This is a genomic window from Microbacterium sp. GXF0217, assembly GCF_054798195.1.
Map to the genome: position 1 here is coordinate 245,407 of NZ_JBSJZG010000004.1, position 25,931 is coordinate 271,337.

Consider the following 25,931-nt stretch of genomic DNA (forward strand, 5'->3'; position numbering starts at 1 on the left):
GCCTCATGACCAACGCTGAGCGGTTCATCGACGCGTACAACCGGATCGATCGAAAGCTTGAGGACGGTTCCAGCGGTACCGATTATGTGAGCTTTACTACTCGCGTGCGAAAGAGCAAGTTGCTGGTGGACTCTGAGCGAGATTTCCTTCTGGATATCGGCCCATTGCGAAACGCGATAGTTCACACGAGGGGTTCGCATTCGGGCAATCCGATCGCGGATCCGCGTATCGACGTCGTGGAGAAGCTCGAAAAGCAGGCGTTGCGTCTCGAGGACCCTCCCCGCGTGCTCTCTGTGCTGCGATCGGCAGCTCCCACGGTCCACGAGGGCCGGGCCGATATCGGAGACTTTCTTGCTGTGGTCACCGAGAAGAACTTCTCGCAATCCGTCTATCGAGATTCCGCGGGAGAGCTTCGTCTGATCACGACCAACGCCACCGCGCGCTGGTTCGCCGCGGAGTATGTCGCGTCGACCGGTGTGGCGCTGGAGTCGGCGTCGATTGCTCACGTTGCGACTTATGGGGAGACCGGTGACGGATTGGTCGTGCGGGATCGTGACATCACAGTCGTGTCCGCGTGGCGACTGTTCGCCGGTCTCGACAGAGTCACACCCCCAGCTGCTTTGGTGCTCACCCACAGTGGTAAGGCAACGGAGAAACCGCTCGGCATCTGTTCTCGGTCGGATGTTCCAGGCATGCTCCGCGCGATTCTCGAGTAGAGCAAGGTGGAGATCATGAACGGAGCGCATCTCGAGTCGGTGCTGGAGAACGAGATCGCGGAGCATCTCGACGCGAACGGCTGGCTGTACTCGCCGAACGATGCCGGCTACGACCGGGAGCTCGCGTTGTTCCCTGAGGACGTGCTCCGATGGTTGGAAGATTCGCAACCGACCGAGTTCGAGAAGGTGGTTCGTCCCAACGACACAGAATCCCAGCGCGACGCCGCCGGTCGCGACGTCCTCGCTCGCCTCGCGAAGTCGCTGGACCTGGACCCGTTGAAGAACGGCGGGACGATCCGCATTCTGCATGAGGGATTCACGATGGTCCCTCAACAGGGTGGTGCGGTGAAGTTCCGCCTCGCTCAGTTCCGCCCGGTGACGACGAACAACCCCGACACCCTGGACGCGTACGCGAAGATGCGCGTGCGGGTGATGCGTCAGGTGCACTACTCGACGAAGAATCCGAACAAGGCGTTGGACCTGGTGCTGTTCGTCAACGGCATCCCGGTCGCCACGGTTGAGTTGAAGACGGACTTCACCCAGTCGATCGGTAATGCCGTGAACCAATACCGGTTCGATCGTTCACCGTCGGGAGAGCCGCTGTTTGCGTTCGCAAAGCGGTCGCTCGTGCACTTTGTCGTCTCGAACAGTGAAGTGCGGATGACGACGAAGCTGGCCGGCGCGGATACGCGGTTCCTGCCTTTCAACCGCGGGCACGACCAGGGCGCCGGGAACCCGCCGAACCCGGCCGGTTCCGCATCCTCGTACTTCTGGGAAGAGATCCTGCAGCGCGACACGTGGTTGCAGGTGCTCGGCTCGTTCGTGCATCTGCAGGTGGAGGTCGACGTTGACCCCGACACGGGAAAGAAGACGCGCACGGAGAAGATTCTGTTCCCGCGCTACCACCAGTGGCGTGCCGTGAATCGCCTGGTGGCGGCAGCACGAGAAGAAGGCGCCGGCCGCCGCTACCTCGTCCAGCATTCGGCTGGTTCGGGAAAGACGAACTCGATCGCGTGGCTCGCGCACCGGCTGTCGCAGCTACATGACGAGCAGAACGAGAAAGTCTTCGCTACGGTGGTCGTCGTCACTGACCGCACTGTTCTGGACAAGCAGCTTCAAGATGCGATCGCCCAGTTCGAGAAGCACGCTGGCGTCGTGCAGTCGATCACGCGCGACGGCGGCGAATCGAAATCGAGCGAGTTGGCCTCAGCGCTGACCGGCGGCAAGCAGATCGTGATTGTGACGATCCAGACGTTCGAGGCGTTGATCACGACGATCCAGTCGAAGCCAGAATTGCGGGGTCGCAGATTCGCCGTGATCGCTGACGAGGCGCATTCGTCACAGACCGGGTCGACGGCAGGCGCGCTGACGAAGGTGCTCTCGCCGCAAGAGCAGGCGGCGGTGGCCGAGGGCGCGCCGATCGACTCGGAAGCGTACTTGCAATGGGCGATGGAGGTGACAGCGAACGCTTCAAACATCTCCTACTTCGCGTTCACCGCGACGCCGAAGCCGAAGACGCTCGAGCTGTTCGGTCGTGAGCCCGTCGGCGGGGGAACGCCCGAGCCTTTCGACCTGTACTCGATGCAGCAGGCGATCGAGGAGGGGTTCATCCTCGATGTGCTGCAGAACTACACGCCGTACAAGGTGGCGTGGCAGCTCCAGCATCCGGGCTCTGACTACGACGCGCCTGGCGAAGTAGACGAGTCGACCGCGGTGAAGGCGCTCGTTCGGTACGTGCGGCTGCATCCGACGAACATCAGCCAGAAGGCGAAGATCGTCGTCGATCACTTCCGGCAGTTCGCGCAGCCGCTGCTCGACGGCAAGGCGAAGGCCATGGTCGTGACCGGGTCTCGCGTGGAAGCCGTGCGCTGGAAGAAGTACCTCGACGCGTACCTGTCGGACTCGCACATTCTGGGCGTGAAGGCACTGGTGGCTTTCTCCGGCACGGTCGAAGACCCGACGGATGTGGGCGAGGGGCTGACGGAGAAGACGCAGAATCCTGGCCTTTGGACGTCCGACCTCGCGGCGGCCTTCAAGCCGTCGACGTACAACGTGATGATCGTCGCGGAGAAGTTCCAGACCGGATTCGATCAGCCGCGTCTCGTGGCCATGTATGTGGATCGCAAGCTCGGCGGAGTGCAGGCGGTGCAGACGCTATCGCGGCTTAACCGGACGTACCCGGGCAAAGACAAGACGTTCGTGCTCGACTTCGTGAACGAACCCCTCGACATTCTCGATGCGTTCAAGGATTACTACCGCAAGGCGGAGCTCACCGCGACGACGGATCCCAACCTGATCTACGACCTGGTCGCGAAACTCGACAGCGCGGGCATCTACACGATGGCTGAGGTGTCACAGGCGTTCGATGCCGCACTTGCCGCTGGCGTGAACGCCAATAGTGCGGTGAGCGCGGCGACCGCGCCGGCCGTCGACCGGTTCGCGAAGCGCTGGTTCAACGCGGTCACTGACGGGGATGCTGCCGAGCAGGAAGAACTGAAGCTCTTCAAGAGCGATGCCGGCCAGTTTGTGAAGTTCTACGACTTTATCTCGCAAGCGCGGAATCTCGAGGACACGGATCTGCCTCGCCGGCACTACTTCTTCCGCCGCATCCTTCCGCAGCTCGTGACAGCGACCTGGGAAGAGCCGGTCGATATCTCGAAAGTGAAGTTGTCGGAGTACAGCGTCACTCCGGGCGAGGCCGTCAAACTCAACCTCGAACAGGGCAAGGGCCTGGAGCCGATCACCGCGATCGGCTCGGGCGCTATCCACGAGAAACACCGCAGTGCGCTCGAAGAGATCATCGGCAAGCTCAACGACCGGTTCGGCGACAAATACGGATTGGGAGCCGTTGACCTCACGGTGAATCACATCGTCGGGAAGCTAGCGGTCGATTACGATCTCGCGCGTCAGGCCGAGGTGAATACGCCTCAGCAGTTCGCCGAATCACCGGCACTGCCGAAGGCGTTCGCAAAGGCCGTGATCGAGGTGCGGGATGAGACGCCGATGCTCGTCGATGACATGCTCAGTGACAACGGACTGTTCGCCGAGTTGAGTAAGGCCTTGCCGGCGATGCTTTACGAATTCTTGAGCGGTAAACAGTCCAAGGAAAGCGGCGTGGAGTGAACGTCTGGGGAGTGCACAACGACTCGTTGACGAACGAACTGGTCGACGAAGGATTCATCAGCATCGGCTGGGATCGGCTCGGTGCTCTGTCCGAGATCAGGCAAGGCCGCGAGGGGCTCAAGCGAGCGCTCACAAACCTCGACCCCGATGCCAAGCCGCGCTCGATTGCGGGTCAGGCCGGTGTGTTGGTGCGATTCCGTGACGAGATGAAGCCGGGTGATGTCGTCGTTGCACCGTACAAGCCCACGTCGACGATCAACATCGGCGTGCTCGTCGACGACTACTACTACGACGAATCGGCAGAGACGCATCGGCACCGCCGGCGGGTCGAATGGCGCAAGACAGAGCTTCCGCGAACGGTATTCTCACATTCCGCGCTGTACGAGATCGGATCGGTGCTCACGGTGTTCCGCGTGCGCAACCATGCGGAAGAGTTCCTCGCGGCGCTGGGGGAAGAGGGGCAGACAGTTGAGCGGCTCGCGCACAAGGTCGATCAGATCAGTGATGAGCGAGCAGCTGATGAAGAAGCAGATGATGAGCCTCGGGCATCGCGTATTGAGCGTCACACCCGTGATTTCGTCCTCAATGCTCTGCACCGAAAACTGACGCACCAGGAGTTCGAGGAGTTCACCGCGGAGCTTCTGCGCGTCTTGGGCTATCAAGCCCGCGTCACGCAGTACTCGCAAGACGGTGGCGTTGACGTGATCGCGCATCGCGATCCGCTGGGCGTAGAACCTCCGCAGATCAAGGTGCAGTGCAAGCACCACACGGGAACGATCTCAGCTCCCGAAGTCCAGCAATTGGTTGGGACGCAGGGGCCGAACGAGCTTTCCCTTTTCGTGACGCTCGGCAACTACTCGCGGGACGCGCGGATGATCGAACGGCAGCGCACCGGTCTGCGGCTGCTCTCCGGCGAAGATGTCGTGTCGTTGGTGCTCGAGCACTACAGCGATCTCCCGGAAGAGCGGCGCGCCTTAATGCCGCTTACCCCGGTGCTCGTTGTCGCCGATACGGCCGACATGTGAGTTTTCGGGAGGATGCGGCCGGCTGACGTGACGCTGACGTGAGCGCAGAACTAGCCCTCACGGCGAATCTACACGGACAGATCCGCTCGCCGGCGACTCTAGGCGTGGGTGGGTGGCGAGGTCCAGGCCGAGCGCTACCGTGATCCCATGCCGCCCACCGTCCCCACCTTCACCGCCGCCCAGGTCCGCGTTGCCGAGGCGCCACTTCTGGCGGCCGGCATTCCGCTCATGCGACGCGCGGCGGCCGCGCTCGCCGAGGTGATCGTCGAGCACGCGCCGACGCGGATGCTCGTCCTCGCGGGAGCGGGCGACAACGGCGGCGACGCCCTCTTGGCGGCCGCGACGCTCGCCGCTGCCGATGTGCGCGTCGACATCCTGCGCACCTCCGACCGCGTCCACGCGGAGGCGCTCGCCGCTGCGACGGACGCCGGGGCCGTCGAGATCGCGCTCGACGCCGTCCACCCCGCCGCTTACGACCTCATCGTCGACGGCATCCTCGGCATCGGCGCGCGCGGAGGGCTGCGAGGTCGGGCGAGGGATGCCGTGGCCGCAGTGCTTCCGGCATCCACTCGCGTCATCGCTGTCGACCTGACGAGCGGACTCGACCCCGACGACGGATCTGCCGACGACGTCGTGCTCGCCGCGACAACCACGGTGACGTTCGGCGCCGTCAAGGCCGGCCTCGCGCGCGGCGACGGACCACGACTGACGGGTCGACTCGTGCTCGTCGATCTCGGACTCGACCTTTCGATCGAGGATGCCGTGGGCGCAGCATCCGTCGATGAGGTGCGGCAGGGATGACAACCATCGACCTGCATGTCGACCGTGAAAGCGTCGCGGCGGGCGACGACGTCGACTCCCACGCCCGAGTGGTGACGGTGTCGCGCGCCACGCTCCTCAGCGCGGCGATCGAGCACGCTTCCCCCGAGATCAAGGCGCGGGGCTGGTCGTGGGTCGTGATGGTCGACCGCGAGGTCGCCGGGGTGTGGTCGGTGGACTTCGGCGTGCAGCTGCTGATCGCGGATCGCACCATCCGGAGCGGCCCGGTCGACATCTACTTCCGCTACTTCACTCAGATCGACCCGGCCTGGCTGTTCGAGCGACTCGCCGCCGGCGCGCCCGTGAACACTCGCGACCTGGAGGCAGCGTACGCGCCGATCGCTCGGGAGAAGTACCGCGCCGAGCTGCGCCGCCGCGAGCGCGACATCGAGGAGCGCTTGCTCAGCAGCGATTGCATCGCCGCCCTCGGTCACTATGGCGCCGACATCACGCTGCACGCCGACATCGCGTGCGACTTCACCGTTGCGGGCGAGGAATGGAAGGTTCGGCGCGCCGACACCATGCTGCAGGTCTTCACCGGGGGCGGGCTTCCTGACGCGTCGATCCGGCCAACAGCGATGGGCGAGGCCTGGATCGTCGGGATGCTGGCGGCCACCGCGCGAGTCTCGGCCGGTCTTTCGGCGGTGCCGGATGTTGCCGTGATTCCCGGGCTCGACCTCCCGCAGGTCGGTGAGCGCTGGATGTCGAGCGGGGTCGTCGTCGTGCAGGTGCGCACGGAACATGCCGCGCGCGTGGCTCGAGCTGTGCACGGGCGGTCGGTCGCTGAGGTCTGCGCGCTCTTTGGGGCATGAGTTATCCACAAGCTCGAATAGTTCTACGTCTGTGTCTGTGGCTCTCGCTATCGTAGAGTCATGACCAAGTTGACCGCCCTGCATGAGGCTATGACTAGCCTCTCTCAGTTGTGGGGTGATGCCGACGAGTCGAATAAATTTACGAGGAATCGACTGCTTTCGGTGCTCGATGCGCTCGCGACTGTGCAGCGGCGGTTGGATGCGGTGCAGATCGACGTGGCGGCAGGGCTGGCGCGTGAGTCCCGGCCGGAACTCGGGGCCGAGTCGCTGGCGAAGCAGCACGGCTTCCGCACTCCGGCCAAGATGCTGTCCACAACGATGGGGGTCTCGACGGGTGATGCGCTCCGGCTGATCAAGGTGGGGGAGAGCACGGCGACCCGTTCCGACCTGCTGGGGGCGCCGCTGCCGGCGAAGTACCCGGTGGTGCGCGCGGCTCTGGATGCCGGTGAGCTCAGTGCGCAATCGGCTGCGCTGATCACGGGTCTGCTCGATCGGTGTCGCATTGCTGCGGGTGCGGAGCGCGTGGCCGAAGGGGAGAAGCTTCTTGTCGAGAGCGCTGTCGGCCTCGGGCTCGATGACGTGCGCAAGCTGGTCGTGCGGGCGGAGGCGTGGCTCGATCCCGATGGTCTCGAACCGCGTGAGGACGAGCGGCGCGCGCAGCGGTCGCTGACGATCTTCGAGCGCGACGGCTTCGTGCATCTGAACGCGAAGATGGATGCCGCGGACGCCGCCCCGGTCGTCGCCGCGCTGCGCGGGTACGTGAGTGCGGCGTTCGCCGCGCGCAAGGATGCCGTCGACCCTGATGCTCCGGATGCCGATCACCGCACGGTTCCGATGATTCAAGCCGATGCCCTCGTGGCGTTCTGCGCGCATGTTGTCGGGTGCGAGGAGAAGCGGGTTCCGCTCGCCGGCGCGACGGTGGTTGTGCGGCTGAATCTCTCGGATCTGGAATCCGGTCGCGGATCGGCCACGATCGACGGTCTCGATCAGCCGATCAGTGTCGCTGCGGCGCGTCGGATGGCGGCGGGTGGGGGAGTGATCGCGTGCGTGCTCGGTGGGGACGGTGAGATCCTCGATTGGGGGCGCGAGAAGCGGTTGTTCACTAGGGCGCAACGGCTCGCGCTGGTCGAACGCGACGGTGGGTGCGCGATGTGCGCCCTCCCACCGGAGATGACGAAAGCGCATCACATCCGATGGTGGCGACGCGATCACGGGCCGACCGACATCGCCAACGGAGTCCTCCTCTGCGAGACCTGCCACCACCGAATACATGACAACGGGTGGGAGGTGCGCGTCGACGGCACCGGTCGTGCGTCGAACGTGTGGTTCATCCCGCCGCCGTATGTCGACCCCGGCCAGAGGCCGAGGCTCGGTGGGCAGGCGCGCTTCGATATCGCGACGCGGGCGGCGTGATGCGTGCGGGCGGGGTGCGCGCGAGCCGGGTGCCGTACTCGATGCCGATAGGCGCGAGAGCGACTTGATAGGCAGTGTGGGCATTCGGGCAACATTTTGGTCATTTCCCGAGCGGTCAGTCTTGTCACTCTGATCCCTGATTTTGCGCAGTCACGGCTCGCGGCGCATACTCATGGCGTCCCGCTCCCGACCGTACGGATCCGTCATGCCCGCCGAATCTGCCCCCGCTGCGGCATCCACCGTCGCCGTGATCGGCGCCGGCCGGCTCGGCCGCGTGCTCGCAGCCGCACTCGCAGACGCAGGGTATGACGTGCACGGTCCGCTCGGCCGAGACGACGTCCACCCCGCCACCGACATCGCCCTGCTCAGCGTCACCGACGCCGCGATTCCGGATGCCGCGGCCACCGCCCGCGCGCAGGCATGCGTCATCGGACATGTCTCCGGCGCTACGGGTCTCGACGACGTCGACTTCAGCATCCATCCGCTGCAGACCTTCACCGGAACCGAGACGCCGGCCGTGTTCCGCGGGATCGGCGCCGCAGTCGACGGTCGCACGTCCGACGCGCGAGAGATCGCCGAGCAGCTCGCCCGGGCACTCGGCGCCACCCCGTTCCGCGTGCAGGACGCCGACCGGCCCGCCTACCACGCGGCATCCGCCCTCGCCTCGAACCTGATCCTCCCTGTCCTCGACGCCGCCGAACAGGTTGCGCTGAGTGCCGGCGTCCACGACGCACGCGCCCTGCTCGCCCCGCTCGTGCGCCGCGCCGTCGACAACTGGGTCGAGCGGGGAGCGTCCGAGGCGCTCACCGGACCGATCGCCCGGGGTGACGAGTCGACAGTAGAGCGGCACCGCGCCGCCATCGATGCTGCGACACCGCAGTTTGACGCGCTGTTCAATGAGCTCGTCGCCGCGGCGCGCGCCCTTCACTGCCGCGTAGATCGCCCGTCCGCCGAGGTTGACGCGGCTTCCGCACGCATCACCACGCCCGGCGCCATCACTGAATCGCCGTCCGCTGACTCGGCGCCATCTGTCAGCGCAGCCGTGATAACCGGCCCTGCCGCCGAGGAGGCCAGCGCTTGAAGATCCTCCGCACGATCGCCGACGTCCGCGACACCGTCCGCCAGGCCAGGCACGAGAACAGGACGGTCGGCCTCGTCCCCACCATGGGCGCGTTTCACGAGGGGCACCTCTCCCTCATGCGCACCGCCCGCGCGCAGAACGATCTCGTCGTCGTCTCGCTCTTCGTCAACCCGACGCAGTTCGGTCCGAACGAAGACCTCAACACGTACCCCCGCAACGAACAGGCCGACGCAGGACTGGCCGAACATGAGGGCGTCGACATCCTCTTCGCCCCAGACCCGGCCGAGATCTACCCAGACGGCTTCGCCACGACCGTCCATGTCGCAGGGATCACCGAGGTGCTGGACGGTGCGAGCCGCGGCATCCACCATTTCGACGGCGTCGCGACCGTCGTGACCAAGCTGTTCGGCATCGTGCGCCCCGATGTCGCCTACTTCGGACAGAAGGATGCCCAGCAGGTGCTCGTCGTCCGCCGGGTCGTGCGCGACCTGAACCTCGACGTCCGCATCGAGGCCTGCCCGATCGTGCGCGAACCCGACGGGCTGGCGATGAGCTCGCGCAACGTCTACCTCGACTCCGACGCCCGCGCGCAGGCCACCGCGCTCAGCCGCGCTCTCGACGCGGCGCATGCCAAGCACGAGGCCGGGGAGCGGGATGCCGAGGCGATCCGCGCCGCGGCCGTCCAAGTGCTCGAGGCTGCCGGCATCGCGCCGGAGTATGTCGAACTCCGCGACGTCGACACCCTGCATCCCGTCTCCGACACGACCAGCGACACCCTGATCGCCGTTGCTGCCCGCGTCGGAGCCGCCCGGCTGATCGACAACCACACCCTGAGAGGCGACGCCTGATGCGACGCACCATGCTGAAGTCGAAGATCCATCGCGCGACCATCACGGGCAGCGATCTGAACTACGTCGGATCCATCACGATCGATCCCGACCTGCTCGAAGCCGCCGACATCCTCCCGCATGAGCAGGTCCACGTCGTCGACGTGGACAACGGAGCCCGCTTCGTCACCTACACGCTCGTCGGCGAGCGCGGATCCGGTGTCATCCAGGTCAACGGCGCCGCCGCCCGACTCGTGCACACCGGCGACACGATCATCGTGATCTCCTACGCCGAGTACTCCCGCAAGGAGCTCGCGGCCTACGAGCCCGTCGTCGTGCACGTCGATCGGACGAACGCGATCGTGCGGGTGGACGACGCCGTCGGTGAGCTGGTCACCTCGTGAGCGCCCGCGGCGTCGAGAAGCGCGTCACTCTCGCCGGCCTCGCCGAACGTGAGGCCCCGATCGTCATGGTCACCGCCTACGACTACCCGAGCGCGCAGATCGCGGATGCCGCGGGCGTCGACATGGTGCTCGTCGGCGACTCCGGCGCCATGACGGTGCTCGGCTACGACTCGACCGTGCCCGTCACCGTCGACGAGATGCTCATGCTGGCCAAGGCCGCCCGTCGCGGACTCGACCGTGCCCTGCTCGTCGCCGACCTGCCGTTCGGCTCGTACGAGGCCTCCGACGAGATCGCGATCGCGACAGCGCAGCGCTTCGTCAAAGAGGCCGGCGCCGACCTCGTCAAGATCGAACGCGGCGGCACGACGGTGCAGCGCACGAAGGCGCTGGTGGATGCTGGCATCCCCGTCATCGGACACATCGGTCTCACGCCGCAGACCGCGACGAGCTACCGAGCACAGGGCCGCACGGCCGACGCGGCGCTCGCCCTGATCGATGACGCCCTCGCGCTGCAGGATGCCGGATGCTCCCTGCTCGTCGTCGAAGCCGTGCCGTCCGAGGTGACCGCGGAGCTCGTGTCACGGCTGAGCATCCCGGTGATCGGCATCGGTGCAGGCCCCGCCGCCGACGGCCAGGTTCTCGTCTTCCACGACCTGCTCGGCATCTACGACGGCCCCGCGGCCCGGTTCGTCAAGCGTTACGCCGATCTGCGGACGGATGCCGTCGCCGGCGTCACGGCATACGCCGACGAGGTCCGTTCGGGGGCGTACCCGGCCTCGGAGCACGCCTACGGGATGCCGGAAGACGAAGCCGCTCGGTTCGAGGAGTTGCTCGCCGGGAGGTGACGCTGCCGTCCTGTACAGCTGTCGGTCGCGACCACGGATGTCGGTCCGATCCGGGCTTCTGGACTGACATCCGTCATCTGCGCCGACATCTGTGGCCTACCGCCCTCGGCCGAAACCCGATTCACTCCCCGGCATCCTCCGGCACCCACCGCAGCAGATCGCCCGGCTGGCACTCCAGCACCTGGCACAGCGCGTCGAGAGTCGTGAAGCGCACGGCCTTGGCACGACCGTTCTTCAGCACGGCGAGGTTCGTCGGCGTGATCCCGATGCGGTCGGCGAGCTCACCGACCGCCATCTTGCGCCGCGCGAGCATGACGTCAATGTCGACGATCACCGGCATCAGATCACCTCTCCGAGCTCGGAGCGCAGCGCCTGCGCCTCGGTCTCGCGTTCGATCGCCTGTCGCAGCAGCGCCTTCATCACCACGACGAGCAGCGAGATGCCCGCCAACACGAGCGCGCCACCGCAGATCATCGCGACGACCCCGGGTGCCATCTCCCCAGGTGCGAGCAGCACTGCCAGTGCCAGAGCGATCACGGAGGCTGCCGCGAAGGCGCCGATGATCACATTCACCCACACGAACGAGGACGCCGAGAAGATCGATCCTCGTCGCACCTTCGTCAGCAGCATCCACACCGACACGGCGAAGAGCTGCATCGTCAGGATGCCGAGCACCATGATGCCCACCGCGGCTATACGCCCCCACAGCTCCTCGTCGGCTAGATCGAGCCACAGCAGCGGAACGATCAGCGCCTGCACCGCGATGGATCCCACCAGGGCCAGCGCGATCACGACCTTCAGGACAGCAATGGTGATGTTTCCCACGACACAGCCTCTCATCGAAGAACGGTAACAATCTATCGTTAATCGTTCGATCTGGGAATGGGCTGAGCAAACCGCAAACCCCTTTCCCTCGCGCCGCTAACGACATATCGTTGAGTATCGCTCACAACGAGGAGGTCATCATGAACGGTTCCTTCAACACCCCAGGCTTCGGTTCGGTCTTCGGTTCACACGGCGCAGGCCCGTCGATCTTCGACGCCTTCGAGCAGTTGCGGCAGACCTTCGAGCAGCGCCCCGACGGCCAGACCCGTGCACCCCGCGGCGACGTGCGCGCGGCGGTCATCGCGCTGCTCGCCGAGAAGCCGATGCACGGCTACCAGATCATCAGCGAGATCGCCGATCGCACCGGCGGGGCATGGAAGCCGAGCGCCGGCTCCGTCTACCCGACCCTCCAACTGCTCGCCGACGAAGGACTCATCACGGCAGAGGAGCAGAACGGCCGCAAGACCTACTCGCTCACAGATGCGGGTGTCGCCGAGGCCGAGGCTGCGGCAGACAAGGCCGCCCCATGGGAGGCCTTCGGCGGGCGCACGGCATCCACCCTCACCGCGCTGCCCAAGGCGGGCATGGAGCTCGCCGGCGTCGCCGCGCAAGTCGCCCGCACCGGCAGCCCTGAGCAGGTGCAGAAGGCGGTCGATGTGATAGACGAAGCACGTCGTAAGCTGTACGCGATTCTCGCCGGCGACTGATCGGAGCGCGCATGGAGTCGGATGGTCGTGCGGAAAGCAGCGCGCTTCGACAGGCTCAGCGGGATGAGAGCGCGGCACGACACGACGAGCGCGAGGTTCCGCCCGCACCTCCGCTTCGCGCGCCCGAACGCGATCGTGCGCGCTACCGTCGCATCGTCGGATTCGCCGCGCGCGAGTTCCTGAAGGTCTGGTGGTACGAGCTCATCCTGCCGCGAATCGGGATGGCGTCGGTCGCCGAGCGCACGCGTGCGGCACGACTGCAGCGCTTCGCCCGGCGGTTCCACGTCCTCGCGGTCGGGCTCGGTGGACTGATGATCAAGGTCGGGCAGTTCATGTCGTCCCGCCTCGACGTCCTGCCACCGGAGATCACCGCCGAGCTCGAGGGGCTGCAGGACGAGGTGCCGGCGGTTGCATTCTCCGACATCCGGAGAGCCGTGGAGGCCGAGCTCGGAGTGCCGCTCGAGCGCGCCTATGACTGGTTCGATGAGACGCCGTTGGCCGCGGCATCCCTGGGTCAGGCGCATCGCGCGCGACTCTCGGATCAGGATGCCGAGGACACGGGGCTCCGTGACGTCGTCGTGAAGGTGCAGCGGCCCGGTATCGACGGCATCGTCGCGACCGACCTCGCAGCCCTCCGGCGCGTCGCCGGCTGGGCGAACCGGTTCCGCGTGGTGCACTCGCGCGTGGATGCTCCGGCGCTCATCGAGGAGTTCGCGCACACGTGCGCGGAGGAGATCGACTACCTGCACGAGGGTGCGGGTGCCGAACGGTTCGCGACGGACTTCCGCGACGACCTTCGCGTCGCTGCCCCGGTCGTGGTGTGGGAACGCACCACGCGCCGCGTGCTGACGCTGGAAGACGTCACGGCCATCAAGATCAACGACATCGAGGCATTGCGCGCGGCGGGCATCGACCCGCACGACGTCGCGAACGTGTTCGCCGACGTGATGCTCGATCAGGTCTTCACCCACGGGTTCGTGCACGCCGACCCGCATCCGGGCAACATCTTCGTCACGCCACTGCCCGCCGAGCTCGGCACCCCGGCGTGGCGGCTGACCTTCATCGACTTCGGCATGATGAGTGCAGTCCCCGACGAACTGCGTGCAGGTTTGCGCACGTTCGTGATCGCCGTCGCCGCGCGCGACAGCAAGGGGCTGGTGGATGCTGCGCAGCAGATCGGCGTGCTCCTTCCCTCTGCGGACACCCGCGAACTCGAACGCGCACTCACCGCTCTGTTCGCCCGATTCGGCGGTATGGGTTTCGCCGAACTGCGCGACGTCGACCCGCGCGAGTTCACCGGCTTTGCGACCGAGTTCTCCGAGACGGTTCGAGAACTGCCCGTGCAGCTCCCCGAGAATCTGCTGCTGCTCATCCGCGCGGTCTCGCTGACCTCGGGTCTCTGCAGTGCGCTCGACCCGGCCTTCAACCTGTGGGATCCCGTCGAGCCGTACGCTGCGCGACTGCTCAAGGACGAGGGTGGCAACCTCGTGCAGGACTTCACGCGTCAGACGGCGGCGAACGTCGGCATCCTGTGGCGGCTGCCTAAGAGGCTGGACCATGTCATCTCGCGCGCGGACGACGGCACCCTGTCGTTCGACACGTCACGACTCGAGCGCCGTCTGGACGTGCTGGTCGGCATCGGAAAGCGCGTCGTCTCCGCCGTGCTCTTCATGGCGCTCGTGATCGGTGGCGCGCTGCTTGTCATCGCCGCAGCTCCCGTTGGATGGGCCCTGATCATCGTGTCGGTGCTGCCGCTTCTGCACGCACTGTTCGCGGGGGTGTTCGCCCGGAACGGCCGACACTGAGCCCGGGGTGGATGCCGGGGGTCAGTCCACCGTCGCCGCCGCGGATTCATTTGCGGAACCCTCGCTGCCCGACTCCTCCGCGACGGCGGTGATGCGGGCCGCCATCCCGGTGAAGATCGAGCCGTGGAACGGGAGCACGGCGAACCAGTACAGCCGCCCCACCAGGCCGCGGGGGAAGAAGATCGCGCGCTGCTCATAGCGCGCGCCCGCTCCGTCTGGCACGGAGCGCAGTTCGAGCCAGGCCTCTCCCGGCACCTTCATCTCTGCGCGCAGACGCAGGAGTCCTGCCTCGTGGTCACCCGTGCCCGGGGCGTCGGCGGCTTCCACGCGCCAGAAGTCGATCGCGTCGCCGAGGCGTGCGCGCGTTCGGCTGCGGCGGCCCCGGCGCAGGCCGACTCCGCCCTGGAGCACATCCATCCACCCGCGGATCGCCCATAGCGCGGGGGAGGAGTACCAGCCGTTCTGACCGCCGATACCGGTGATGACCTGCCAAAGTGCGTCGACACCGGCCTTGGTCTGCAGCGACCGCGTGTCGGTGAACACCGTGCGACCGGCCCAGTCCGGATCGCTCGGCAGCGGGTCGCTCGGTGCGCCGAACACCTCGGCATCCTGCCAGCTCGTCTCGACGGTGTCGGCATCCACGCGTCCGAGCGCCAGTCGAACGGCGGTGCGGTAGGGCGTGAGTCCGTCGGCAGGGCGCGGGATGAGCGTGTCGATCGCGTCATCCTTCACGACGCATTCGTTCTGCAGGGAGGCCACCAGTGGTCGGGCGATGGATCGCGGAACGGGTGTCACGAGGTTGACCCAGAGCGATGCCAGGCGCGGAGTCAGTACCGGCAGTGCGGCGATCGCCCGCTGCCGCAGGCCCGCTTCGAGCGCGTAGCCGTTCATCATCTGTCCGTAGCGCAGGACGTCCGGTCCGCCGATGTCGACGGCGCGATTGACGTCGGCATCCACGCGCGCAGCTCCCAGCAGGTAGTGCAGCACGTCGCGGACCGCGATGGGTTGGATGCGATTGCGCACCCACTTCGGGGCAGGCATGTACGGCAGCACGTCGGTGAGGTGTCGGATCATCTCGAACGAGGCCGAACCGGAACCGATCACGACACCCGCCTGCAGTACGAGCGACGGGACGCCGGAGCGTAGGAAGATCTCGCCGACGTGCACACGAGATCGCAGGTGCGCCGACAGCTTCGCGTCGTCGGGATGCAGGCCGCCCAGGTACACGATGCGTCGCACGCCGGCGTGAGCTGCGGCCTGCGCGACAGTCGTGGCAGCGCGCTCATCCTTCTCCTCGAAGTCCGCGCCAGCGCCCATCGAGTGGATCAGGTAGTAGACGACGTCGACGTCGGTCATGGCCTCTGCCACGGCATCCGCATCGTCGGCCGAGCCCTCGACGAGCTCGCAGTCGGGGCCCCAGGGGAACGTCGCCGCGCGGGCGGCGTCGCGCGCGAGAACGCGCACCCGGTACCCGGCGTTCAAGAGACGTGGAGTAAGGCGCCCCCCGATGTAGCCGGTCGCGCCGAGCACGAGGGCGCGCGGGGCTGAGCCGTCTTCACGGGGAACGGCTCGCAGTGCTTCTTCGTAGCCGGTGGGCTGAGTGAGCTCTGTCATGCCCCGAGCGTACGGCGGAGCCGGGCGAATCTCACCAGGGTGGCACTTTGCTAGTTCATCTAGTAATCTGTGCGTCGAGGAAGGTGATGATGTGTCCGACACAGTGAGAACCCGCACCCAGCACTATGCCGTGAGCCTCGAACCGCGGTCGGCGCGAGACGCGGTCGGTCGCGCCACCGGCCTTCGACGCAGCGCGCTCCCCGTGGCACGTACTCGGCGTTTGCGCACCGTCGGCGCGCTCGGCCTCGCCGCCATGGTCGCCGCGGCAGCGTTGCCGTTCGTCACCGAGCTCGTCGCGTCTGTCTGATCACAGGCGCCGCGCCCAGACCGCCGCAGGAAGAGAGAAAGGGATCCCCATGGGACTCGATGACAAGATCAAGAACACCGCTCAGGATCTCACCGGCAAGGCGAAAGAGGGCGCCGGAAAGCTGACTGACAACGAGAAGCTCGAGGCGGAGGGCAAGGCCGATCAGGCCAAGGCTGCGGTCAAGAAGGCCGGCGAAGACATCAAGGACACCCTCGACGGAGACCGCTGAACCTGGTCCGGGGATGATCCGGCTCACAAAGAGCCGAGCTGGGTCACTCCCCGGCGGGTTCGGCCTTGTCCTGCGACGGAACGACGTCGCGGAGTTCCTGGTCGAGATCTGCGGCTTCCTCGACTGCGGAGGTCATTCCCGCGAGGAAGCGCGTGACAACAGCGCGCTCCTTGTCGCTGAGCTCATCGACCAGGCTGAGCATGCGGCGGTGCATCGCGCCGAGCGTCGCCCTCACTTCGTCGTCACTGCTGACGGTGGGAACGACGACGCCGGCGCGGCGGTCGGTGGGGTGCGGTTCGCGGCGGGCATGACCGCCCCTCTCGAGTCGGTCGATGAGGGTGGTGGTCGACGCCGTCGAGATGTCGAGCATGCGAGCGATGTCGATGGGGCGCACGATGCGGCCGGCGCGTTGCTCGCGCAGCAGGAATCGAAGGGCGACGAGGTCGGTCTCGTTCATGCCCATGGACGAACGGGTTCGGGCGCGCATGGCCGTCTCTGCAGCGCGGTATCGACGCAGGAGGTTCAGCACATCCACTGTGCTGGCGGTGTCGGCCTCCGGATACCAGTAGCCGGAGCGTCCATAGTCGTGGGAGTTCTCCATCAGGCCACCTCCTCGTCGCCGCTCAGACGGGTGTGCTCACGGGTGAGCATCTCGATCGCCCCGGATTCGACCTCGGCCGGAACGATGTGCAGGATTCCGCCGGTGATCGCCTCGTTCTCGGCGCTCACGATCTGCTCGAGTCGCCATGTCGGGGTCGACGGGAAGCGCTCGCGCAGGCGTTCGAGCAGGTCGGCGTACATCACGTACCCGGCCTCCTCGATGGTGTATCGCTCGACCATGGATTGTTTCCTCCGAGGTCTATCTTCGCATCCGTCGGAGTGGCTGTTCACCTCCCATTTCGCTAGGCTATCTCGTTACGTGGCAGTCAAGTAGAATCATGACTGTGGGGGTGGAGATGGTGAACGGGGATACCGCCGGCGCGGTGCTCCTGGCTGCGCGCGTGGAGGAACTTCGTCGCGCCGAGGCGCAGCTCGCGCGACGCCTGACCTCGCTGCGCGCCCCCAACGACACCGATCGTGAGGCGATGAGGTTCATCGCCGGCGCGCGCGAGGGTGCGCCCGCGACACCCGGTGGCCTCGCGGCGCACTTGAATGTCAGCACCGCCGCCGTCACCAGTGTGCTGCGCCGCCTGCAGGAACGTGGCCAGATCGTCATCGCACCGCATCCCTCAGACGCGCGATCGAAGATCCTTCGACCGTCTCTTCGCGACCTGCATTCACCGGTGGATGAGCTGACCCAGCGCATCTCCTCGATCTCCGACGAGTTCAGCGTCGACGAGGTCGCGACCATCGATCGATATCTGCGTCGTCTGACGCAGGAGATCGGTGAGCTTCCATCGCAGACTGTCATTTAGCTAGGTAATCTAGTAATCTTTCTCTCGAGATAGTTCTGATGAGGGAGACATCGTGGGATCGCTGATCTACGGAAACGACACCACTCCGTTCGAAGTGGAAGACGAACTGCTCGCGCACCTGCGCCTGGTCATCGTCACGAAGTTGCGTCGCAACGAGTCGTTCGCGCTGACGCTTCGTGACGAACGCGGCGCGCTCGAGACGCTGTGGCTCCACGCAGCCATCCCCCTTCGATTCATCCTGGATGAGAGCCTCGAACTGCATCGCCCGCTGGTCGTCGAGATGATGAACGCAGCGAGCTCGAGCGGCGGCCTCGATCTGACCCGCGACATGTTCACCGCTGACCGGGCGCGCCCGCGTGAGCTTCAGCCGATGGGGGCGTGACGCCGTGTTCGCACGAGGGAAGAAAGCGCCTGCCCCCGCGGCGCGCTCGGTATCGCGTTCGCGTGGCCTGTGGGTCGAGGTCGATCCAGGCTTCTACGTCGGCAACGATGGGCGGCAGTTCCTTGGTTCGGTGAACGGCACGCCCGGAGGTGGATTCAGCGCGTTCAGTGCGCGATCGGAGTTCATCGGTCGCTTCGACGATCTCGACCAGGCGAGGGATGCTGTCGTGGCAACCGCCCGCTCGACATCCTCGGTTGTCGCACCCGAGCGGGTGCCGAGCTGATCGTCGGCTGATTCGAGACCGGGGAGCTCGGCCGGTAGCATCGGCGCTGTGACGGGCAACGAATCGATTCGACCTTCGCGGCCCGACCGCGACGCACGGCGCGCGCGCATCGCCGTCTCCGCGCTGTTCCTCACCAACGGTGCTCTGTTCGCCAATCTCCTGCCGCGCTACCCGGAGATCAAATCGGCGCTCGAGCTCGACAACGTCGCGTACGGTGTCGCGGTCGCGGCGTTCCCGGCCGGTGCGATCTTTGCAGGGCTTGCCGCCGCCGCACTGATCCGTCGCGTCGGGTCGGCCAGAGTCGCCGTCTTCGGGACGATCCTCACCGGACTCGGCCTGCTGTCGGCATCCGTTGCGCCATCGGTGATCTTCTTCGCCCTGGCGTTGTTCATCGGTGGTGCATCGGATGCGATCACCGATGTCGCCCAGAACGCTCACGGACTGCGCGTGCAGAAGCGCTTCGGCCGGTCGATCATCAACGGCTTCCACGCCATCTGGTCGATCGGCGCCGTGCTGGGCGGATCGATGGCGGCGGCGGCCATCGCGCTGCAGATCCCGATCGGGGTTCACCTGTCCATCTCGACGGGGCTGTTCGTCGTGGTCGCGCTCGTCGCCCTGCGCTTCTGCCTGCCGGGTCATGACGAACAGGCCCTTCCCGATGCTGCCGATGCCGTGGTCGCGCCCGCTCGTCGGGGCATCAGCCCGCGCACCGTCTGGATGCTGATCGCCCTGACGCTGATCGCGATGGCCGGCGCCGTGGCCGAGGATGCGGGCAACACCTGGGCGGCCCTCTACCTGTCGGACTCGCTCGGAGCGCCGGCGGCCATCGCATCCCTCGGCTTCATCGCACTCGTCGGCGCACAGTTCATCGGACGGCTTCTGGGCGACCCGTTGACCGATCGGTTCGGGCAGCGGGCCGTGGCCAGGGTCGGTGGCCTGATCGCCGCGGTCGGCATGGGGTTCGCGCTGGCGTTCCCCAGTGTGCCGGGCACGATCGCCGGCTTCGCGGCCGTCGGATTCGGCATCGCGACGCTGATCCCCGCCGCCATGCACGCCGCGGACGAGCTGCCCGGCCTGCGTCACGGTGCCGGCCTCACGGTCGTGTCGTGGCTGCTGCGGCTCGGGTTCCTGTTGTCACCGCCGTTCGTCGGATTCATCGCCGACACCGTGAGCCTCCAGGCCGGGCTGCTCATCGCTCCGGTCGCCGGACTCGTCGCGTTCGCGCTGGCCGGTGTGCTGGAGAAGCGGCCGGAGCGCCGGTGACCATGTGCCGGTGACCATGTGCCGGTGACCATGTGCCGGTCGGCGACAGAGGTCGCGGATTGCAGATGTCGGCGGTGAGCGGCGATCTGAACCGACATCCGTGACCGCGCCCGACATCTGTACCAGCGCAGGATGCTGACAGCGCCCGTCGGTCACCCCTGGATGCGGGAATGCTCCCCGAGGCGGTGCCAACCGCGATTGTGATAGACCAGCGCGTCGCCCGGCTCGCCGGGGTCGATGTCGCGTTCGATGCGGGACTCCAGTGCGTGCGCGGCGATGACGGTCGACGTTCCGGCATCCATGCGGTTGATGACCGCGCAGCGCACCCACGCGCGGACGCCGTCGAACACCGGCTCGCCCGTGGCGAGACGTGTCCACGTGTGCGCCTGGGCGAAGCGATCGATGCCGGGCGTCGCGCCGAGCTTGGCGAGCTCGAGATCGTGGGTGTCCAGCAGGTGCACGACGACGGTCTCCGCGCGCGAGAGCACGACGGATGCCGATGACAGGGCCGAGACGGAGAAGATCAGCAGCGGCGGCTCGGCGCTGACCGATACGACCGACGTGGCCGTCAGCGCTACCGGCCCGTCGCCCGCATCCGCCGTGATGACGGCGACGCCGCCCGGGTGGCCGCGGAACAACGCCTTGAACTCGTCAGCCGAGAGCGATGACGAGAAGCCGGGTTTCGAAGCCGGGACCCACGCATCAGCAGGGTACGCGTGGAACATGCTCACGCCACGCGGCTGGCGGGGCGGGACAGCTCGTCGCGAACGATCCCCGCACCCGCGCTGAGCGCACTCAGCTTGGCGAGGGCGATGTCGCGCCGGAACGGTGCCATGCCGCAGTTCGTGCTGGCGATGAGCTTGTCCGCGTCGACGAAGTCGAGCGCCTTCCTCAGTGTGTCCGCGACTTCCTCGGGCGTCTCGACGGCCTCATCGGCCACGTCGATCGCGCCGAGCATGACGTTCTTGCCGCGGAGGAGTTCGATCAGCTCGACCGGCACGTGCGAGTGGTGCGACTCCAGCGAGACGGTGTCGATGCTGGAGCGCTGAAGCAGCGGGAAGGACTCCTCGTACTGGCGCCACTGCGACCCGAGTGACGCCTTCCAGTCGTTGTTCGCCTTGATGCCGTAGCCGTAGCAGATGTGCACGACGGTCTCGGCGCGCAGCCCTTCGACGGCCCGTTCGAGCGCCGCGACGCCCCAATCCTTGAGCTCGTCGAAGAAGACGTTGAAGGCCGGCTCGTCGAACTGGATGATGTCGACACCTGCGGCTTCGAGTTCGCGCGCCTCCTGGTTGAGGATCGTCGCGAACTCCCACGCCAGCTTCTCGCGGCTCTTGTAGTGGGCGTCGTAGAGGGTGTCGACCATGGTCATCGGGCCGGGGAGCGCCCACTTGATCGGACGATCGGTCGCGGCGCGGAGGAACTTCGCGTCCTCGACGAAGACGGGCTGCTTGCGCTCGACCGCGCTGACGACGGTCGGCACGCTCGCATCGTAGCGATCGCGGATGCGGACGGTCTCGCGGTGCTCGAAGTCCACGCCGCTGAGATGTTCGATGAACGTGGTGACGAAATGCTGCCGCGTCTGCTCGCCGTCGCTGATGATGTCGATGCCACGGGCGGTCTGCTCCTGCACTGCGGCGCGCAGAGCATCGTGCTTGCCCTCCACCAGTTCGGCGCCTTCGAGCCGCCAGGGCGACCACAGGGTCTCGGGCTGTGCGAGCCACGACGGCTTGGGCAGGCTGCCGACGATCGAGGTCGGCAGGAGAGAGTTCCCGGTCATGCGACGGGAACCAGATAGTCGGCGGCCCACTGCTCGAGAACATCCCGGTGCGGCGTGATGAAGTGCTCTTCGGTGTACTTGCCCTGAGTGATCGCAAGCTGGCTGCGCTCGGCGCGGTCGTAGGAGATCCGCGTCTGGGAGTAGTCGTCCTGCTGCAGGCTCGGTCGGTAGACGGCAGGGGCCGCGGAGTTCGCGTTGTAGATCTCTGGACGGTAGATCTTCTGGAACGTCTCCATGGTGCTGATGGTGCCGATGAGCTGCAGATCCGTGTAGTCGCTCAGCAGATCGCCGCGGAAGTAGAACGCCAGCGGCGCTGCGCTGCCGCGGGGCATGAAGTAGCGAGCCCGAAGGCCCATCTTGCCGAAGTAGGCGTCGGTCAGAGCGGGATCGCCGTCCTGCTGGTACTCGATGCCGAGCACGGGGTGGTGGTTTCCGGTCCGACGATACGTCCGGCTCGTCGAGACGCTGATGCAGATCACGGGCGACGTCGAGAAGCGCTCCTGGTAGGCGGTGGAGCCGAGGAAGTGCTCGAAGAGCTTGCCGTGCAGATCTCCGAAGTCGTCAGGGATCGCAGGCGCTCCGGCACTCGCCTTGGCGGCGGGCAGAAGGACGCTGAAGTCGAAATCGCGGACGTAGGACGAGAAGTTGTTGCCCACGATGCCGTGGTGGCGGGCGCCCGTCAGCCGGTCGACGATCCAGACGTCGAGGACCTCGATCAGCGGGAACTGCCGATCGGCTCCTTCGGCGGAGAACTCCAGCTGCACGGAGATGATGTCTAGCTCCACGGAGTAGCGGTCGCCGTGCGGGTTGTCCCAGTGCGCGAGATCGTTGAAGCGGCGATCGATCATCGTCAGAGCGTTGCGGAGGTTCTCCTGGCGGTGCTCACCGCGGGCCAGATTGGCGAAGTTCGTCGTGGCGCGGGAGCTCTCCGACGGCGAGTAGTCCTCGTCGAAGCGCGTGGTCGTGATGCTGAAAGCGAATTCGTCCGCCATGTGTGGCCAATCCGGTTGCTCTGCGGCCGGGGTCGGCCTTCGAAGGGGGATGCATCCATCGTGAACGAGCGCCGCGGATATCAGGTAACTCGGCTTGGCTATAGGTTCGTATAGAGTCTGCCTATGGCACAAGGATCCAGCGGTCTCTCGCTGCAGCAGCTGCGCTATTTCATCGAGGTCGCCGCGGAAGGCTCGATCTCCGCGGCGGCCGACCTTCTGTACGTCGCGCAGCCGACGATGTCCGCGGCGATGAAGGATCTCGAGGCTCGTGTGGGCCGCGCCCTCCTGGTCCGCTCGGCACGTGGCGTCACGCTCACCCCCGATGGCGCCGAGTTCCTCGGGTACGCGAGGCAGGTCGTCGAGCAGGTGGTGCTTCTCGAGCAGCGCTACCTCGGTCGGCCGCCCATGCGACGATTGCTCGGGGTCTCGACTCAGCATTACTCGTTCGCCGTGGATGCGTTCGTGCGCATGGTCAAGGCGAGTGGCGCGGCCGAGTACGAGTTCTCGCTGCGCGAGACGCGCACGTGGGACATCATCGAGGATGTCCGGACGCTGCGCAGTGAGGTCGGCATCCTCTATCGGAACGAGTTCAACCGGAGAGTCATCGACAAGCTGCTCCGGGATTCGGGTCTCGCGTTCCATCCGCTCTTCCGTGCCGAACCGCACATCTTCATCTCGCGGAGCAACCCGCTCGCCGGTCGGAGCCGAGCGACCCTCGAGGACCTCGCGGATCTGCCGCGGCTCACGTTCGATCAGGGCTCCAATAACTCGTTCTACTTCGCGGAGGAGATCCTCTCCACCATGTCGAGCAAACAGGAGATCCGGGTCTCGGACCGCGCGACGATCTTCAACCTCATGATCGGCCTGGATGGCTACACGATCTCGACGGGCATCATCAGCGACGAACTCGACCCTGAGATCATCGCGATCCCGCTCGACGTCGACGAGCGCATCGAGATCGGCTGGATCGACCACGCCTCGATCCCGCTCACCGATCAGGCGCAGCGGTACCTCGAAGAGGTGCGGGCGGTCGTCGCGGGGTTCGGGGTCGAGGTGCTCGCGTAGCCGTGGCTGCGTGACTCGAATCCCCGGAGCGGATGCCGGTGGTGGTCAGCGCCGGGCGTCGGCGGCGACCAGGCCCGCCCGCATGGCCTCGCGGTCCGCGGCGTCCCACGGGCCGGAGGCGGCCAGGGGGATCTCGGTCATGAAGCGGCGCTGATCCTCGGGGATGCGGGCGACCAGGGCATCCGGATCCGCCGCGGCCGTCGCGTAGAGCGCCGGTCCGTCCGCGTAGAACGGGTCGGTCAGGACGAGCCTGCCGTCGGATCCGCGCATGACGTTCGACGGGTTGTCGTCGATCGGTCCGCACCAGGGCAGCTCTGCGATGGCTCGCGCGTGGATCTCGTGCAGGATGCCGGTCAGCTCGGCGACGCTCTCGTCCTCTTCCGCGATGAGGCGGTGCAGTCCTGCGGCATCCGCGGGATCGACCGGATGCAGGCGCTCCATGAGCAGGAGGTCTCCGCCGCCCGCGAGGCGACGATGCGCGAGCAGTCGCGGCACGAGCAGGGTGTGCTCGGCGCGGCGGTACAGCTCGGCCGTGTACGGCGCGGTCGGGTCGAATGGGCTGATGCGTGCGACGGCTCGCCCGTCCGGCGACAGCAGTGCGATGGCCCAGTCGCCCGCGCCGCACGGGGTCCAGCCGGCGTCGGTGAAGGCATGTTCGGCGTCGCGGTGGTCGGCGTCCTGACGGAGTGCTGGCGTGGGATCGGACATCGCCCCAGTCTCCCGCACCGCGATCCCGACAAGAATCTCTTGACACGGCATCCGCTCTGGCATAACGTACAACCAAATGGTTGCACAAACAGAACTGAGCGAAGCGGAGATCGACCGTGTGTTTCACGCACTGGCGACGTCGACGCGGCGTGACATCCTGCGCAGGACGATCGAGCAGGAGCAGTCCGTCTCGACTCTCGCCGCCGAGTACGACATGTCGTTCGCGGCCGTCCAGAAGCACGTCGCCGTGCTCGAGGCCGCGCACCTCATCATCAAGCGCGCCGAGGGACGCGAGCGGCTCGTCCGCGCCGACCCCGCGATGATCGCCCGCGCCAGGGCGCTCCTCGCCCGATACGAAGAGCTGTGGCGATCGCGCATCGCCCGGCTCGACGACCTGCTGGCCGAGACGCCAGCCGGTCGCGACACCGACACCACCGACACCCACCAGCAAGGAGACTGAAATGCCTGTCACCGACGTCACCACCGATGTCGACGCTCTCACCATGACCGTCGTCGCGGACTTCGCCGCACCGATCGAGCGCGTCTGGAACGCCTACAGCGATCCGCGCCAGCTCGAACGCTTCTGGGGTCCTCCTGGATGGCCCGCGACCTTCACGACCTGGGACCACACGGTCGGCGGCCGCGCCGTCTATGCGATGAACGGCCCTCGAGGCGAGAAGTCGTCCGGTTCGTGGGAGTTCGTCGCCATCGAGGAGCCGCACCGCTTCGAGGTCCTCGACTCGTTCGTCGACGACGACGGCAACCCGCTCGACGGCTTCCCCGCGCAGCGGATGTCGTTCGCCTTCGAGTCCACCGCCGGCGGCACGCGCATGACGACCACGAGCCACTTCGACTCGGTCGACGCCCTGGAGCAGGTCGTCGAGATGGGACAGGTCGAGGGCATCAAGATGGCGATGGGGCAGCTCGACGCCGTCCTGCAGGACCTCCGCGAGTACGCACAGGGCAAGGGCACGCAGGTCGAGCTTCTCGACGACACGCACGTCCGCATCACCCGGCTCGTGAACGGTCCGCGCGAGCTCGTCTGGCGCGCGCACCATGACCCCGAACTGCTCGAGAAGTGGATGCTGGGACCCGATGGCTGGGAGATGACGGAGAACATCCCTGGTACCGAGGTCGGCGCCTCCTATCGCACGTCGTGGGCTCCGGTCGGCGACACCGAGGGCGAGCCGTTCGGCTTCGAGGGCGAGGTCCTGCTGTTCGACCCGCCGCGTCGTTCGGTCACCACCGAGCGCATGCAGGGGATGCCGACCGAGACGCTCAACGACCTGAACCTCTATGAGGAGGACGGCGCCACGCTCATCACGCTGCTCATCGAGTACCCCGACGTCGAGACGCGGGACATGATCCTCGCCACCGGCATGGCCGACGGCATGGAGTCCTCCTATGCACGTCTGGAGAGCACCCTGCTCACCGTCTGATCGAAGCGATTCAGAGACCGGTCGTCCCCCGCGCGGGGCGGCCGGTCTCGTG

General features: G+C 66.6%; 29 protein-coding genes. 20 read left to right on the forward strand and 9 right to left on the reverse strand.

All coding sequences use genetic code 11. From position 1 onward, the window contains the following. The first annotated feature begins 5 nt into the window (after positions 1-5). The 10 genes from ACWAT3_RS10315 to panB all read left to right on the forward strand — a co-directional run bounded on the left by ACWAT3_RS10315 (position 6) and on the right by panB (position 11,065). A complete protein-coding gene (locus ACWAT3_RS10315; protein ID WP_460798161.1) occupies positions 6-716 on the forward strand; it encodes a hypothetical protein in 711 nt (236 codons plus the stop codon). Positions 717-755: 39 nt separating this feature from the next. Beyond that, positions 756-3,839 carry a type I restriction endonuclease subunit R gene (locus ACWAT3_RS10320; RefSeq protein WP_460798163.1) on the forward strand — a complete coding sequence of 1,028 codons (3,084 nt, stop codon included), beginning with the start codon at positions 756-758 and terminating at the stop codon, positions 3,837-3,839. Positions 3,840-3,865: 26 nt separating this feature from the next. Beyond that, a complete protein-coding gene (locus ACWAT3_RS10325) occupies positions 3,866-4,864 on the forward strand; it encodes a restriction endonuclease (RefSeq protein WP_460798164.1) in 999 nt (332 codons plus the stop codon). Between the two features lie 147 nt (positions 4,865-5,011). After that, entirely contained in the window at positions 5,012-5,665 is a 654-nt protein-coding gene (locus ACWAT3_RS10330; RefSeq protein WP_460798166.1) for an NAD(P)H-hydrate epimerase, read from the forward strand. Continuing rightward, positions 5,662-6,495 (forward strand): hypothetical protein, encoded by an 834-nt coding sequence (locus ACWAT3_RS10335; RefSeq protein ID WP_460798168.1) that lies wholly within the window; start codon positions 5,662-5,664, stop codon positions 6,493-6,495. Before ACWAT3_RS10330 ends, ACWAT3_RS10335 begins: the two co-directional genes overlap by 4 nt. 90 nt (positions 6,496-6,585) lie before the next feature. Further along, complete coding sequence (locus tag ACWAT3_RS10340) at positions 6,586-7,908, forward strand: DUF222 domain-containing protein (RefSeq protein ID WP_460798170.1); 1,323 nt, start codon at positions 6,586-6,588, stop codon at positions 7,906-7,908. Between the two features lie 205 nt (positions 7,909-8,113). Next, a complete protein-coding gene (locus ACWAT3_RS10345) occupies positions 8,114-8,989 on the forward strand; it encodes a DUF2520 domain-containing protein (protein WP_460798172.1) in 876 nt (291 codons plus the stop codon). Beyond that, positions 8,986-9,837 carry a pantoate--beta-alanine ligase gene (gene panC, locus ACWAT3_RS10350; protein WP_460798173.1) on the forward strand — a complete coding sequence of 284 codons (852 nt, stop codon included), beginning with the start codon at positions 8,986-8,988 and terminating at the stop codon, positions 9,835-9,837. Before ACWAT3_RS10345 ends, panC begins: the two co-directional genes overlap by 4 nt. After that, the gene (gene panD, locus ACWAT3_RS10355) at positions 9,837-10,220 is read left to right on the forward strand and encodes an aspartate 1-decarboxylase (protein ID WP_460798175.1); all 384 of its coding nucleotides are present in this window, start codon (positions 9,837-9,839) and stop codon (positions 10,218-10,220) included. The genes panC and panD overlap by 1 nt, the downstream gene beginning before the upstream one ends. Continuing rightward, a complete protein-coding gene (gene panB / locus ACWAT3_RS10360; protein ID WP_460798177.1) occupies positions 10,217-11,065 on the forward strand; it encodes a 3-methyl-2-oxobutanoate hydroxymethyltransferase in 849 nt (282 codons plus the stop codon). The genes panD and panB overlap by 4 nt, the downstream gene beginning before the upstream one ends. Positions 11,066-11,186: 121 nt before the next feature. Here the strand turns inward: panB and ACWAT3_RS10365 are convergent, their stop codons facing one another. Further along, a complete protein-coding gene (locus tag ACWAT3_RS10365; RefSeq protein WP_460798178.1) occupies positions 11,187-11,405 on the reverse strand; it encodes a helix-turn-helix domain-containing protein in 219 nt (72 codons plus the stop codon). Further along, entirely contained in the window at positions 11,405-11,890 is a 486-nt protein-coding gene (locus ACWAT3_RS10370) for a DUF2975 domain-containing protein (RefSeq protein WP_460798179.1), read from the reverse strand. Before ACWAT3_RS10370 ends, ACWAT3_RS10365 begins: the two co-directional genes overlap by 1 nt. Before the next feature lie 140 nt (positions 11,891-12,030). Between ACWAT3_RS10370 and ACWAT3_RS10375 the strand changes: the two genes are divergently transcribed. Further along, positions 12,031-12,597 (forward strand): PadR family transcriptional regulator, encoded by a 567-nt coding sequence (locus ACWAT3_RS10375; protein ID WP_460798181.1) that lies wholly within the window; start codon positions 12,031-12,033, stop codon positions 12,595-12,597. A gap of 11 nt (positions 12,598-12,608) precedes the next feature. After that, positions 12,609-14,402 (forward strand): ABC1 kinase family protein, encoded by a 1,794-nt coding sequence (locus ACWAT3_RS10380; RefSeq protein WP_460798182.1) that lies wholly within the window; start codon positions 12,609-12,611, stop codon positions 14,400-14,402. 21 nt (positions 14,403-14,423) lie between these two features. Here ACWAT3_RS10380 and ACWAT3_RS10385 read toward each other — a convergent pair whose 3' ends face one another. Continuing rightward, complete coding sequence (locus ACWAT3_RS10385) at positions 14,424-16,016, reverse strand: SDR family oxidoreductase (RefSeq protein ID WP_460798183.1); 1,593 nt, start codon at positions 16,014-16,016, stop codon at positions 14,424-14,426. 91 nt (positions 16,017-16,107) lie between these two features. Here ACWAT3_RS10385 and ACWAT3_RS10390 point away from each other — a divergent pair, with 91 nt between their 5' ends. Continuing rightward, positions 16,108-16,323, forward strand: coding sequence for a hypothetical protein (locus ACWAT3_RS10390; protein ID WP_460798185.1), 216 nt, complete (start codon positions 16,108-16,110; stop codon positions 16,321-16,323). Positions 16,324-16,372: 49 nt separating this feature from the next. Then, positions 16,373-16,552, forward strand: coding sequence for a CsbD family protein (locus ACWAT3_RS10395; RefSeq protein WP_460798186.1), 180 nt, complete (start codon positions 16,373-16,375; stop codon positions 16,550-16,552). A gap of 43 nt (positions 16,553-16,595) precedes the next feature. On the opposite strand, the gene ACWAT3_RS10400 is transcribed toward ACWAT3_RS10395, so the two are convergent. Then, a complete protein-coding gene (locus ACWAT3_RS10400) occupies positions 16,596-17,153 on the reverse strand; it encodes a MarR family winged helix-turn-helix transcriptional regulator (protein WP_460798187.1) in 558 nt (185 codons plus the stop codon). Further along, a complete protein-coding gene (locus ACWAT3_RS10405) occupies positions 17,153-17,392 on the reverse strand; it encodes a hypothetical protein (protein ID WP_460798189.1) in 240 nt (79 codons plus the stop codon). Before ACWAT3_RS10405 ends, ACWAT3_RS10400 begins: the two co-directional genes overlap by 1 nt. Before the next feature lie 98 nt (positions 17,393-17,490). Between ACWAT3_RS10405 and ACWAT3_RS10410 the strand changes: the two genes are divergently transcribed. The 3 genes from ACWAT3_RS10410 (at position 17,491) to ACWAT3_RS10420 (ending at position 19,895) form a co-directional block, all read left to right on the forward strand. Next, positions 17,491-17,967, forward strand: coding sequence for a MarR family winged helix-turn-helix transcriptional regulator (locus ACWAT3_RS10410; protein ID WP_460798191.1), 477 nt, complete (start codon positions 17,491-17,493; stop codon positions 17,965-17,967). Positions 17,968-18,019: 52 nt separating this feature from the next. Next, entirely contained in the window at positions 18,020-18,349 is a 330-nt protein-coding gene (locus tag ACWAT3_RS10415) for a DUF7882 family protein (protein ID WP_460798193.1), read from the forward strand. Between the two features lie 331 nt (positions 18,350-18,680). Next, positions 18,681-19,895: an MFS transporter gene (locus ACWAT3_RS10420; RefSeq protein ID WP_460798195.1), complete on the forward strand. Its 1,215-nt coding sequence runs from the start codon at positions 18,681-18,683 to the stop codon at positions 19,893-19,895. Positions 19,896-20,047: 152 nt separating this feature from the next. Here ACWAT3_RS10420 and ACWAT3_RS10425 read toward each other — a convergent pair whose 3' ends face one another. Genes ACWAT3_RS10425 through ACWAT3_RS10435 form a run of 3 tightly spaced genes read right to left on the reverse strand, consistent with a single transcriptional unit; the run spans position 20,048 to position 22,667 of the window. Continuing rightward, on the reverse strand, positions 20,048-20,620 hold the full coding sequence (locus ACWAT3_RS10425; RefSeq protein ID WP_460798573.1) for a flavin reductase family protein: 573 nt from the start codon (positions 20,618-20,620) through the stop codon (positions 20,048-20,050). Between the two features lie 2 nt (positions 20,621-20,622). Further along, complete coding sequence (locus ACWAT3_RS10430) at positions 20,623-21,675, reverse strand: methionine synthase (protein WP_460798197.1); 1,053 nt, start codon at positions 21,673-21,675, stop codon at positions 20,623-20,625. Beyond that, positions 21,672-22,667: a DUF1852 domain-containing protein gene (locus tag ACWAT3_RS10435; protein WP_460798198.1), complete on the reverse strand. Its 996-nt coding sequence runs from the start codon at positions 22,665-22,667 to the stop codon at positions 21,672-21,674. Before ACWAT3_RS10435 ends, ACWAT3_RS10430 begins: the two co-directional genes overlap by 4 nt. Before the next feature lie 123 nt (positions 22,668-22,790). On the opposite strand from ACWAT3_RS10435, the gene ACWAT3_RS10440 reads away from it, so the two are divergent. Beyond that, positions 22,791-23,732, forward strand: coding sequence for a LysR family transcriptional regulator (locus tag ACWAT3_RS10440; protein WP_460798200.1), 942 nt, complete (start codon positions 22,791-22,793; stop codon positions 23,730-23,732). Positions 23,733-23,777: 45 nt separating this feature from the next. On the opposite strand, the gene ACWAT3_RS10445 is transcribed toward ACWAT3_RS10440, so the two are convergent. Beyond that, on the reverse strand, positions 23,778-24,440 hold the full coding sequence (locus tag ACWAT3_RS10445; RefSeq protein WP_460798202.1) for a hypothetical protein: 663 nt from the start codon (positions 24,438-24,440) through the stop codon (positions 23,778-23,780). A gap of 76 nt (positions 24,441-24,516) precedes the next feature. On the opposite strand from ACWAT3_RS10445, the gene ACWAT3_RS10450 reads away from it, so the two are divergent. After that, complete coding sequence (locus tag ACWAT3_RS10450; protein WP_460798204.1) at positions 24,517-24,900, forward strand: ArsR/SmtB family transcription factor; 384 nt, start codon at positions 24,517-24,519, stop codon at positions 24,898-24,900. Position 24,901: 1 nt separating this feature from the next. Beyond that, the gene (locus ACWAT3_RS10455; protein ID WP_460798206.1) at positions 24,902-25,879 is read left to right on the forward strand and encodes an SRPBCC family protein; all 978 of its coding nucleotides are present in this window, start codon (positions 24,902-24,904) and stop codon (positions 25,877-25,879) included. Positions 25,880-25,931: the final 52 nt, after the last annotated feature.

Excerpts from the sequence above, each read along its gene's own strand:
- ACWAT3_RS10410 (WP_460798191.1), top strand. The coding sequence starts at position 17,491 with ATGACTGTGGGGGTGGAGATGGTGAACGGGGATACCGCCGGCGCGGTG.
- ACWAT3_RS10375 (WP_460798181.1), top strand. The coding sequence starts at position 12,031 with ATGAACGGTTCCTTCAACACCCCAGGCTTCGGTTCGGTCTTCGGTTCA.
- ACWAT3_RS10345 (WP_460798172.1), top strand. The coding sequence starts at position 8,114 with ATGCCCGCCGAATCTGCCCCCGCTGCGGCATCCACCGTCGCCGTGATC.
- panD (WP_460798175.1), top strand. The coding sequence starts at position 9,837 with ATGCGACGCACCATGCTGAAGTCGAAGATCCATCGCGCGACCATCACG.
- ACWAT3_RS10395 (WP_460798186.1), top strand. The coding sequence starts at position 16,373 with ATGGGACTCGATGACAAGATCAAGAACACCGCTCAGGATCTCACCGGC.
- ACWAT3_RS10400 (WP_460798187.1), bottom strand. The coding sequence starts at position 17,153 with ATGGAGAACTCCCACGACTATGGACGCTCCGGCTACTGGTATCCGGAG.
- ACWAT3_RS10340 (WP_460798170.1), top strand. The coding sequence starts at position 6,586 with ATGACTAGCCTCTCTCAGTTGTGGGGTGATGCCGACGAGTCGAATAAA.
- ACWAT3_RS10455 (WP_460798206.1), top strand. The coding sequence starts at position 24,902 with ATGCCTGTCACCGACGTCACCACCGATGTCGACGCTCTCACCATGACC.
- ACWAT3_RS10425 (WP_460798573.1), bottom strand. The coding sequence starts at position 20,620 with ATGTTCCACGCGTACCCTGCTGATGCGTGGGTCCCGGCTTCGAAACCC.
- ACWAT3_RS10430 (WP_460798197.1), bottom strand. The coding sequence starts at position 21,675 with ATGACCGGGAACTCTCTCCTGCCGACCTCGATCGTCGGCAGCCTGCCC.
- ACWAT3_RS10315 (WP_460798161.1), top strand. The coding sequence starts at position 6 with ATGACCAACGCTGAGCGGTTCATCGACGCGTACAACCGGATCGATCGA.
- ACWAT3_RS10405 (WP_460798189.1), bottom strand. The coding sequence starts at position 17,392 with ATGGTCGAGCGATACACCATCGAGGAGGCCGGGTACGTGATGTACGCC.
- ACWAT3_RS10330 (WP_460798166.1), top strand. The coding sequence starts at position 5,012 with ATGCCGCCCACCGTCCCCACCTTCACCGCCGCCCAGGTCCGCGTTGCC.
- ACWAT3_RS10445 (WP_460798202.1), bottom strand. The coding sequence starts at position 24,440 with ATGTCCGATCCCACGCCAGCACTCCGTCAGGACGCCGACCACCGCGAC.
- ACWAT3_RS10435 (WP_460798198.1), bottom strand. The coding sequence starts at position 22,667 with ATGGCGGACGAATTCGCTTTCAGCATCACGACCACGCGCTTCGACGAG.
- ACWAT3_RS10380 (WP_460798182.1), top strand. The coding sequence starts at position 12,609 with ATGGAGTCGGATGGTCGTGCGGAAAGCAGCGCGCTTCGACAGGCTCAG.
- ACWAT3_RS10440 (WP_460798200.1), top strand. The coding sequence starts at position 22,791 with ATGGCACAAGGATCCAGCGGTCTCTCGCTGCAGCAGCTGCGCTATTTC.
- ACWAT3_RS10385 (WP_460798183.1), bottom strand. The coding sequence starts at position 16,016 with ATGACAGAGCTCACTCAGCCCACCGGCTACGAAGAAGCACTGCGAGCC.
- ACWAT3_RS10365 (WP_460798178.1), bottom strand. The coding sequence starts at position 11,405 with ATGCCGGTGATCGTCGACATTGACGTCATGCTCGCGCGGCGCAAGATG.
- ACWAT3_RS10335 (WP_460798168.1), top strand. The coding sequence starts at position 5,662 with ATGACAACCATCGACCTGCATGTCGACCGTGAAAGCGTCGCGGCGGGC.
- ACWAT3_RS10450 (WP_460798204.1), top strand. The coding sequence starts at position 24,517 with ATGGTTGCACAAACAGAACTGAGCGAAGCGGAGATCGACCGTGTGTTT.